2 protein-coding genes and 1 pseudogene are annotated in these 1,429 nt (G+C 43.9%); 2 read left to right on the top strand and 1 reads right to left on the bottom strand.

Annotation, left to right across the window (positions count from 1 at the left end; translation table 11 throughout):
- Window positions 1-329: pseudogene (locus FNH22_RS31710) on the bottom strand (nucleotidyltransferase domain-containing protein); the annotation flags it as partial.
- 325 nt (window positions 330-654) lie between these two features.
- Here FNH22_RS31710 and FNH22_RS31705 point away from each other — a divergent pair.
- A complete protein-coding gene (locus FNH22_RS31705) occupies window positions 655-921 on the top strand; it encodes an endonuclease domain-containing protein (protein ID WP_255518216.1) in 267 nt (88 codons plus the stop codon).
- A 17-nt stretch (window positions 922-938) separates the two neighbouring features.
- Entirely contained in the window at window positions 939-1,028 is a 90-nt protein-coding gene (locus tag FNH22_RS33045) for a hypothetical protein (RefSeq protein WP_370513214.1), read from the top strand.
- Window positions 1,029-1,429: the final 401 nt, after the last annotated feature.

Below are 1,429 nucleotides of genomic sequence, written 5' to 3'. Positions count from 1 at the left end.
AGGGACTGGTTCAGGTGCTTGCCGGAGTGGAAGATGAGGCTGATGGGTGTTTTCACGATGCCGGTATCCCGTAATACCTCGTTCACTTTAGTTTCTATTTTCAGGTGGCACTTCAGGTCGTCATAGAGGGTGACTACCAGCAGGTCATAGTCGCTTTTGTATTCGTAGAGGATGCCTTTTTCCACGTAGGTGTCTTCCACATATTCGCCCCGGGCATAGCTGCCGAATAGGATCACCATTTCCACTTTTTTCATGCTGCTGAGCAGCTTGGTGATGTTCTGTAGTTCTTCCTGTTTGGTAAGGGGTAATTTCTGTAATGCTTCGTTCACGGGTGTAAGATATTGTATTGTTTTCGTGATGCTAAATATAAGGTAATAATTCGTTTCATGTATATGGGTGATGAAGATCGAGTGAGTTTAGCTTTGTTTGTTATATAATGGGTAAGGGGTGTATATTTGATATTTGTACATCTTTTCTGGCTAGCGGGTATTGGAAGAATTTGTGACCTGATAGATAGGTACCCATAGGTTATATTTGACTTGGTGATAAAGATGTGATTTGTGGATGTGGCGTCAACCACCCCGGCCTTCGGCCACCCCTCCTTGGAAGGAGGGGAGTTGTGTGGGGTGATAAATGTGGTTTTAGGCAATAATAATGAAAAAGGAACCTTTGTATAATAAGCCTGAGCTTAAGAAGTTTAGGAAGGAGTTAAGGAATAATGGTACTTCGGCTGAAGCGACTTTGTGGACCATGCTTAAGAACAAGCAGCTTGAGGGGAGAAAATTCAGGAGGCAATACAGCGTGGGGTATTACATTCTTGACTTTTATTGTACTTCAGAAAGACTGGCGATTGAACTGGATGGAGCAGGCACTTTACTTCTGCCGGCTTTGAATCGGACCGCAAAAGAACAGCTTTTTTAAACAGTCATAACATCCGTGTGATCCGATTTGAAAATCAGGACGTCTTTCAACATCTTGAAGCCGTGCTTGAAAATATAAAACAAAATTTTAGCCACCCACACAAATAAGTTCTCCCCTTGGAAGGGAAGATGCCCAAAGGGCAGAGGGGTTGACATACCAACAAAAGCCATCCCAAATGGCTTACAATCCTTGCCCTGGAGCGCATTTAGCAAAGCGTAATGCGTTCCCATTTTCTTATAAAGTCGAGCATGCAGCATTTCTAATGCGGATACTTCTGGCACACTCATTTTAATAAAGACTTTCGAGAGCCATACCATAGTTTAATTCACCAACCACCCCCTCACACCTTCCCCTTCCCAATCTCCCCAATCTTCTCCCTACAAAGCCTCTCCGTAAGCCCCTTCAATTGTTCCACCTTCTCGGCCAGGTAGTCCAGCTCCTCTTTAGAAATACTATACTCATCCATCTTATAGCGCGCATCTACATAGGCCCTTCGAAGCAACTCAAA

This window comes from Fulvivirga sp. M361 (assembly GCF_007097395.1).
In the GTDB taxonomy this organism is placed as follows: Bacteria; Bacteroidota; Bacteroidia; order Cytophagales; family Cyclobacteriaceae; genus Fulvivirga.
This window is presented reverse-complemented; position numbering and strand designations above follow the sequence as displayed.

Excerpts from the sequence above, each read along its gene's own strand:
- FNH22_RS31705 (WP_255518216.1), top strand. The coding sequence starts at position 655 with ATGAAAAAGGAACCTTTGTATAATAAGCCTGAGCTTAAGAAGTTTAGG.